The organism is Acinetobacter sp. ANC_7634, assembly GCF_056779875.1.
The window spans coordinates 1-8,620 of the sequence record NZ_JBWYIT010000021.1 but is presented as its reverse complement, the minus strand read 5'-3'; the positions used below and the strand labels follow the sequence as shown (position 1 = coordinate 8,620).

Annotated in this window: 7 protein-coding genes; 2 read left to right on the top strand and 5 right to left on the bottom strand. The window is 35.7% G+C overall.

What is annotated here, in order from left to right; all coding sequences use genetic code 11:
• On the bottom strand, positions 1-995 hold a 995-nt coding region (locus AC1M9A_RS14260; RefSeq protein WP_481610476.1), incomplete at its 3' end, for a BapA/Bap/LapF family prefix-like domain-containing protein.
• 321 nt (positions 996-1,316) lie between these two features.
• Between AC1M9A_RS14260 and AC1M9A_RS14255 the strand changes: the two genes are divergently transcribed.
• Together AC1M9A_RS14255 and AC1M9A_RS14250 are read left to right on the top strand one after the other, a co-directional pair.
• On the top strand, positions 1,317-2,387 hold the full coding sequence (locus tag AC1M9A_RS14255) for a zinc-binding metallopeptidase family protein (protein WP_092766284.1): 1,071 nt from the start codon (positions 1,317-1,319) through the stop codon (positions 2,385-2,387).
• A 78-nt stretch (positions 2,388-2,465) separates the two neighbouring features.
• Positions 2,466-3,227 (top strand): 3-oxoacyl-ACP reductase, encoded by a 762-nt coding sequence (locus tag AC1M9A_RS14250; RefSeq protein ID WP_481610475.1) that lies wholly within the window; start codon positions 2,466-2,468, stop codon positions 3,225-3,227.
• Positions 3,228-3,317: 90 nt separating this feature from the next.
• Here the strand turns inward: AC1M9A_RS14250 and AC1M9A_RS14245 are convergent, their stop codons facing one another.
• The 4 genes from AC1M9A_RS14245 to AC1M9A_RS14230 form a co-directional block, all read right to left on the bottom strand.
• Entirely contained in the window at positions 3,318-4,211 is an 894-nt protein-coding gene (locus AC1M9A_RS14245; protein WP_092766282.1) for a LysR family transcriptional regulator, read from the bottom strand.
• A gap of 164 nt (positions 4,212-4,375) precedes the next feature.
• On the bottom strand, positions 4,376-5,647 hold the full coding sequence (locus tag AC1M9A_RS14240; protein WP_481610474.1) for a DcaP family trimeric outer membrane transporter: 1,272 nt from the start codon (positions 5,645-5,647) through the stop codon (positions 4,376-4,378).
• A gap of 83 nt (positions 5,648-5,730) precedes the next feature.
• A complete protein-coding gene (locus tag AC1M9A_RS14235) occupies positions 5,731-7,101 on the bottom strand; it encodes an aromatic acid/H+ symport family MFS transporter (protein ID WP_481610473.1) in 1,371 nt (456 codons plus the stop codon).
• Positions 7,102-7,487: 386 nt separating this feature from the next.
• Positions 7,488-8,402: a LysR family transcriptional regulator gene (locus AC1M9A_RS14230; RefSeq protein ID WP_035270297.1), complete on the bottom strand. Its 915-nt coding sequence runs from the start codon at positions 8,400-8,402 to the stop codon at positions 7,488-7,490.
• Positions 8,403-8,620 lie beyond the last annotated feature (218 nt).

The window sequence follows — 8,620 nt, the reverse complement described above, 5'->3', positions numbered from 1 at the left end:
GCTGGACTGATTACACCATTTTTAGCAGCAATTGCCTCTACCAATTCATCATGCTTAGCTTCTGCAGTTTGAACCGCTTGTGTTGCTGCTGAAAAATCTAAATTAGTAAGATTATCCACAGCATTATTTAGTTCATCACGAGCATTATTTACATCATCAATGCTTGGCTTGTCACCAATATTGTTATTAAAGTCATCTACAAGCTTTTGAGCTTCTTCAATTTCTTTTTCTAATTCTGATCTAGTTTCATCAGTATATGGATCATTTGGATCTTCATTTTCCAACTTATCCTTTGCATTTTCCAAATCAGCTTCAAGATTATTAATTGCTTCTTCTAATTTAGCAGCATCTTTAGCTTCTTGATCTTTTAAAGCATCTTCAACAATAGAAATTAAATCATCAGCCGTCTGGTCAAGTAATTCTTGACTTGATTCTGGGTCTTTTAAAACAGCTTCTGCATCATTAATAGCATTTTCAACTCGCTGTTTTTCATCACCATCCAATTGATTTAATGAATTTTTAGCATCATTGATTGCATCAACTAATTTGCTGAGATCTTTGGAAGGTTGTTTTGTGTCACTTGATCCATTAGCAGCATCAAATACAGCAACGCCAACTCCAACTGCACCTAGTGCAAGTGCACCACCAGCTAACCAATTATTTAAGATTGTAGCGCCAGTTCCAGCACCACCTTCTAGTAACGCTTCTATGCTTTCTAAAGGGTTGTATTCTACATTTTTGAAATCAAGAACAAACATCTCACTATTTTGGTTACGGAAAACTAAATCAGATGTTTCATAATTGAAGTTTTCTAGGGTTATTGTTTCCCCATTATTAAGTTTAATAATGACCTGATTATCATTCACAATCAGCTCTTGAACATCTTCAGGAGCCACGTCGATCATTACAACTGAGTCTTCAACAATTTTAATTATATTGCTTTCTGAAGTGATCGTATTATTCAAGGTTTTTTTTGAGATAATCTGAGTTTGCATATACAAAATACCCATAGATTTAAAGAAATTTTACTTGATAGCATTAAACGATCATTTAGTTTTCTAATCAAGATTTTTTTAGATTAAAAATCATATATTTCAATATATTGTGATTTGCATCACACTATTTTTTAATAAAATTGATTTTATTTTATACAGCAACTAAATGATCTTAATTATACTGCTATTTACAAATTCAATACGTTGATTACTTATTGTTCATCATTTTTCTTGCTTTTAATTTTCATTATTTAATATCAGAAACACAAATTTTTTTTTGAAAAAAGCAATGGTATAATCTCAAAAAAATGAATAATTTTTATGAAATATTTTTCTTGCGCGCAGTGCAATCGGCAAATCTTTTTTATGAATTCTACATGTACTCATTGTGGAATTAATTTAGGATATGTTGTAGAAGAAAGAGAAATGGGAAGTTTCCATAAACATACTAGTCAATTGTGGAAATCTATTAATCCCAAATTCAAAAATAAACTCTATAAACCCTGTTTTAATTATTTGCATCATCATGTATGCAATTGGATGATTCCTGCAGAAAGTTCTGATATTTACTGTGACTCTTGCAAACTAACCTCTATTATTCCAAATTTAAATAATCCTGATCACACCATCTATTGGAGCAGATTAGAGCATGCGAAGCGTCGTTTCCTTTATATGATGCAACAACTAAATATCATGCCGAGACCAAAAAAAAATGATCATGATCAATTTGGACTTAGATTTAATTTTTTGATGCCCGAACCAGATCTTCCTGTTTTAACTGGGCATGCTCAAGGTACAATTACATTAAATGCAAGCGAAGCAGACGTCGTATACCGCGAAACAACCCGAATAAAAATGGGTGAAAACTATCGAACCCTACTCGGTCATTTTCGCCACGAAAGCGGGCATTACTATTTTGATCTCATTCAAGAGCTTCGACCAGATCTCATTGATGCGTTCAGAGTAATGTTTGGAGATGAACGACAAGATTATGCTGAGGCTTTAAAGCGACATTATCACGAAGGTCCACCCATAGACTGGCAAAAAAAATTTATTAGTTCCTATGCAAGTGCTCACCCATGGGAAGATTGGGCAGAGACTTGGGCACATTATTTACATATGATGGATACCTTAGAAACAGCATACTATGCGGGTCTGAGTGTTCAATCTAAACGTGCTGATCTCCCAAGTATGACGATCGAAGAAAATCCGATTGGTGCTAAAAACTTTGAAACTGTTTTACAAAACTGGTTAACCATCACTTTTAACTTAAATGCACTTAATCGCAGTATGGGTTTAGATGATGCATACCCATTTACGCTATCAGATAAAGTCTTAGACAAGCTCAGATTTATTCATCACAAACTATTAGAAATTTCATTTCAAAAATAAATATTTTTGCTTTATCAAAGGTTGAAGTTACTTATTATTTACATACAATCTTCACCAAGTCTTATTGATTGTGTGTAAATGAAAATAAACGAACAGATTGTACTCGTTACAGGTGGGGCACGAGGCCTTGGCTTGGCTATTACCAAGGCATTATTGAGCGAAGGCGCTCGTGTCGTTGTCAATTATCATAGTAGTCATGAGTCCGCTAAGACATTAAAACTTTCACATCCTGATCAAGTTTTTAGTTATCAAGCGGATATTACTGATGCAGATCAAGTTTCAGAAATGTTTAAGGCTGCCAAACTGCATTTTGGTGAAGCTATTCATTCAATTGTGAATAATGCACTCGTTAGATTTAAATTTAACGGGGATGCAAGACCAAATATTTCACAAATACAATGGAATGATATGCACACTCAGTTTGAGGGTGCTGTCAAAGCTGCCCTTAATACCACTCAAGCCGCTTTAGCCGACATGAAAGCTAATCGATTCGGTCGAATTGTGAATATAGGAACAAACTTGGTGCAAAATCCTGTTGTGCCATATCATGACTATACTACTGCAAAATCTGCCCTTCTCGCATTGACGAGAACATGTGCTCATGAATTAGGTGAGTTTGGAATTAATGTCAATATGTTGTCTGGTGGATTACTTCAACAAACTGATGCAAGTAAAAGCACGCCACAGGAAGTTTTTGATTATATTGCTTCCGCTACCCCCTTGCGTAAAGTAGTCACTCCTGATGAGTTTGCTTCAGCCATTTTAATGTTTTTGTCACCGTACTCCAAAGCTGTCACTGGTCAAAATTTAATAGTGGATGGCGGTTTAGTTAAAAATTAATAACGATGCTTAGAGCTTAGGCTATTTTTTATTTAAGGAATAGCCTACCTATATAACCCCAATCGCTTGCTCATAGAGTATTTATGAGTGTTATTTTACAAGGATTTCATGAAACATATGTCTAAGCCATTGATGGCTGGTCTTATGATGACAGGACATATGCCAGTATTGTTTAACACCATATGTCGGGAAAGCAATAGGTGCATCAAAGATTTTTAAATTGCCTCGTGATAATAAAACTTCACTTAGATAGTAAGGCACTGTAGCAATCGCATCAGTTTCTTGAACAACAAGACCAACACCAAGATAACTTGGTAATCGCATTAAAATATTTCTTTTAAGTTCAAGGTTTAACAGCTCATTTTCAATATGGTAATGCCCCATTCCCGCATCAATATCAATGTGTGATTCTGCCAAATATTGCTCTTTGCTGATTGAATCTCCCGTTAAACGAGGGTGATCTTTTGCTGCAATTACAACATAATATTGCTCGAATAGTTTTTGTTGATAAAAGCCATTTTCCAAATGAGGCAGAAATCCTAATGCAAGATCAATTTCACCATTTGCCATTTGATAACTTGTTTCAGAAGTTATTGGACGCACATTTAATCTGACATGAGATGCTTTTGCTTTTAGATATTGGGAAATCTTAGGCAGTAATACTAAATGCGAAACATCAGTCATCGCCAAGGTGAATTGTTGATCTGATATAGCTTCATCAAAATCGATCGTAAAATTATTAATCGCTTCAACTTTACTTAATGCTTCACTGACCAATGGGAATAATTGCTTTGATAATTCCGTCGGGATCATTTCATTCCCAATTCTTAAAAAAAGCGGATCGTTATAATGTTGTCGAATTTTATTAAGAATATTACTTACAGCAGGTTGACTCATCTGCAATTGTTCAGCAGCAACCGAGACACTTTTAAATTTGTAAACATGAAAAAAAATACTGAGTAATTTGCAATCTAATTCGTACACGAAACGCGCCTTCTCCTAGTAGATGAGAATGTAAAGTAAAACAAGATCTCATAGTACTTTTATATTTTTATTTTTTCTAGGATCTATTCTGACATTCTCTAAAACCATCCCATAAAAAAAGAGCGAAAAATCGCTCTTTTTATCATAATTCAAGTTTGAATAATTTAGAAATTATAAATTGCTACAGCACTTACACGATTATCCTCACCTGTGTTAGAACCATTTGGTGCAGATACTACAGCTTTACGCTCACCATACACATATTCCAATCCAAGGCTAATCGGTTTGATCGGACTATAGAATGCATTGACCCAACCTTGCCAAAGCTCCTTATTGATCTCTGTCAGATTTACTGCACCACCTCGATAAGCATTTGTTACATCTTGATTCATATAACCAAAACCAACAGTTCCACGCCATTGAGGATTAAATTGCTGCGTTAGACCTATTGTAATCGAGTCAAATTCATTCTCATCTAAAATTTCACCAGATGAGCTACGGCTGATACCAGGATTCGTCCATGAAACGAAACTGCTATCTCCTTTTACATGATAGTAGTCAGCTTTCAGTGTAGTTGAAGGAGCTAATTTATATTGCATACCAAGTCCTACGCCCCATGCAACGAATTCATCAACTTCTGTTTTCTTTTCATTGACCATAGTACGTAAACTGAGTTTAGCATCATCATTTAATTGATGATTCAATCGCGCTGTGACTGCAGGTGTACGCATTTTAGATAATCCATCTTTTGGATCTTCTGCTGCAAGGACCAAACCTGTTGCAGGTGCTAAACTCATACTATAACGAACTTGAGGTGTACGTTTTACAGCACCACCCACATAACCTAAGGCATCAATCGTTTCAGGCATATAGTCTGGCACAGCAAAGTTAGACCAAGTTTGACCAATTAACCATTTATCGTAATTCATATAAGCATGACGTATACGAAGATTATCTAATCCAGCTCCACCCAAAAAGTCGACTTCAACTTTACCTGAAACTTTTTTATCATTAATTTGACTATGAATATCCAAACCTAAACGTGTTGCTGATAGAGTCGACTTAAGCTGATCACTCGCCTCATTATTACCGGCTAAAGGAACCTTATTAATATTATTATATAGGCGATCTAACCCACTACCTTCAGCTTGATATGAAGCATCTAGACGAACATTTCCATAAAAATTAAAAGTGGTATCTTTACCAACATTGAGTTTTGGTTGGGGGTTAACAGATTCTGTCTTTAATGTCTCAATCGATTTTGCCTGCACAACAGCATTCTTCTGTTGTTGTTCCATCATTGATTTAAGTGCTTCAATTTCTTGACGTAATTGCTCTATTTCAGACTGTTGTGGACTATTCGCGTATGCTGCAGTAGATGTTAAAACAGCTAATGAGATTAAACTTAAAGTAAAAGGTTTGTTTGAAAAGATCATCCTAATCTCTCTTATCCTAAAAAATGGTTTAAAAGTCTAAATAACAGCCACCTTCTGGCAGCTGTCTTATTTATAAAGAATTTTTACTGAGTTTGTTCTACGACTTTAGAAGAGTGTACAGATTCTTCCTGAGCAATTTTACCATCTACTGAATTTTTCAGATTCACCATAAAAATTGCTAACGCTGCAATCACACCAGGAATTGCGATGACCAAGAAATTCATTTGGTGCGGAAGTTCCATGGTTAACAAAGCACCAGTGAGTACTGGACCTACGATTGCACCAATTCGACCAATACCAGATGCCCAACCCATACCTGTTGAACGAACTGTCGACGGATAATATTGTGCGACGAATGTATAAAGTAGAATTTGTGAGCCAATCGTTGCAGCGCCCGCGATTGCAATTAGCGTATACAACACGATTTGTGGACTATTAAAGCCGAGAAGGATAAGTGCAAGTGCACCGCACACGAACATAATTGTGAGTACTTTTTTGATGTGGAAACGATCTGCAAGATATCCACCACCGATTGCACCCACCATACCACCGATATTTAATGCAAATAGGAAGATCATACTTGCACCAAGCGAGTAACCCGCTTGAATCATCAGTTTTGGCAACCAGCTTCCTAAAGCATAAACCATGAGTAAACACATAAAGAATGCAACCCAGAACATGAAAGTACTGAAGCTACGACCTTGCTGGAATAATGCTTTTAAAGGAGCTTCATCACCTGCTGTGACTTCATCTAATACAAATTGAGTGTCAGCAGTAATATTTTTTTCAGGTGCGATTTTCTTAACATTAATTCGCACTTGCTCGGTTTGGTTTTTGTTGGTCAGGTACATCAAAGATTCTGGTAGGAATTTCCAAATCAACGGCAATGCGATTAAAGGCAATGCAGCGATATAGAACATAATTTTCCAGCCATATTGTGGAACTAACCAAGCACCTAATAATGCTGACGTCATACCACCAATTGCATATCCACTGAACATAAGAGCAACTAAAGTACTTCTAATTCGCTTAGGTGCATATTCAGTCATTAAAGCAACAACGTTAGGCATCACACCGCCAATACCCAGACCAGCAAGAAAGCGTAAAATACCAAATTCAGTCGGATTTGATGCAAATGCCCCCAAAAATGTAAATCCACTGAAGATTGCCACACAAATCATGATGGTTTTTTTACGACCAAGCTTATCTGATAATGTACCAAATGACATAGCACCGAACATCATCCCAAATAAAGCTGTACTTGCTAACAATCCAGCTTGTACTGAAGTTAATGCCCATTCCTGCATTAATAAAGGTAATGCAACTCCGTAAATGACAAGATCATAACCATCAAAGATAATAATCAATAAGCACCAAAACAATACACCCCAATGAAATGGTGTGAACTTAGCATCATCAATCACACGATTGATATTTAATTTGTTTGCTTCCAAGGTTGCGCCTCCTGCAAATAAACTCTCCAAAAATATGACGCAACATTGACTTAAAGCTGAAAAAATGTCCAAAACCGAATATATCTATATATATACCTTCAAGGTCTAAATAATCTCGAGGGCTTATTTCTATTATGATTGAATAAAAATTAGACGAATAATTACTTAAAAAAAAAATTCTTTGAGAATTTCTAATTTGAATTTTTTATTGCAACCTACTTTTTCTTTAAAGTTAAAATTATTTGTTTGAAATTTATCAAAAAAAATTAAGCCCCTTTTCGGGGCATAAGCTAAAGTCGTAGTTATTTTGAGTATTTAAGATTTTTGATTGCTATTTTTTATCCAATAGCTTTAGACCTAAGTCTAATTATTGTATTAGACCCTATCTAAATTAAATTTCTATCATACTTAATTGCTTCTAAATCATACACTTGGTAAATACAATCTATTAGAGACATGATGTCCTCGCTCTCATCTAGATTACGTATCGTCATAAATACTGGACTTACTGCAGTTTCATCTAAAATTGGGATGTAAAGCAAATGGGATAGCTGAATTGATTTCGCACTTTCTGGGACAATACAAATACCTTCACCAGCTGCAACCAAACCAAGAGATAGCTGAATTTCTCGCACCAAACGAATATTTTTAGGTTCTAAATTATATTCTGCAAACAAGGCTTGGACTTGAGTTGCAAAGCTAGGGGTTGTATGGCTAGGGTATAAAAAAATATTTTCATCAGAAATATCAGATAGATAAACACCTTCTTTTTTTAAACTTAAAGGATGACTTGCATGCACTGCCATCATTAAGCGCTCTTCACGAAGCAAAATTCGCTTCAATGCTGGATCTGAAATTCTAAGCCGCCCAAATCCAACATCAATCTTCCCCTCTTTGAGTGCTTTAACTTGTTCTAACGTGGTCATTTCAACAAGTTCAATCTTTAAGTGGGGTTGCTGCTGCCTATATAAATATACAATTTTAGAAAGCAGCCCATAAAGCAGTGACCCGACAAACCCCATTGTTACTGTACGTTCAACTAGACCTATACGCTTTGTCATAGACTTAACTTCTTCAGCATTGGCAAGTAATTTCACTGCGTGCTGATAAAAGAAATAACCGGCTTGTGTTGTTTTTAATGGACGGCTACCTCGCTCAAATAAAGCAATGCCAAGCTCTGATTCCAAATTTTGAATTTGTCTACTTAATGGTGGCTGCGCAATAAATAACTTTTCGGCTGCTTTTGTAAAACTTTGTTCTTCTACCACTGCGACAAAATATCGTAGATGTCTAAGCTCCATGACTTCCATACCTTTAAAATATATTAAAATGCAAAAATGATCTTCGACTCTATTTTTGCATTCTTTTAAGGTATACCACATGAAATACACAATGCAAGAATGCGTAGAGTGGAAATGATTACATCAGTTGAAACCTTGCTCGTTGAAATCCCGACGATCCGCCCACACAAGATGGCGGTCGCAACGATGCAAACTCAAACCTTAGTCCTCATTAAAAT

Excerpts from the sequence above, each read along its gene's own strand:
- AC1M9A_RS14240 (WP_481610474.1), bottom strand. The coding sequence starts at position 5,647 with ATGATCTTTTCAAACAAACCTTTTACTTTAAGTTTAATCTCATTAGCT.
- AC1M9A_RS14255 (WP_092766284.1), top strand. The coding sequence starts at position 1,317 with ATGAAATATTTTTCTTGCGCGCAGTGCAATCGGCAAATCTTTTTTATG.
- AC1M9A_RS14230 (WP_035270297.1), bottom strand. The coding sequence starts at position 8,402 with ATGGAGCTTAGACATCTACGATATTTTGTCGCAGTGGTAGAAGAACAA.
- AC1M9A_RS14250 (WP_481610475.1), top strand. The coding sequence starts at position 2,466 with ATGAAAATAAACGAACAGATTGTACTCGTTACAGGTGGGGCACGAGGC.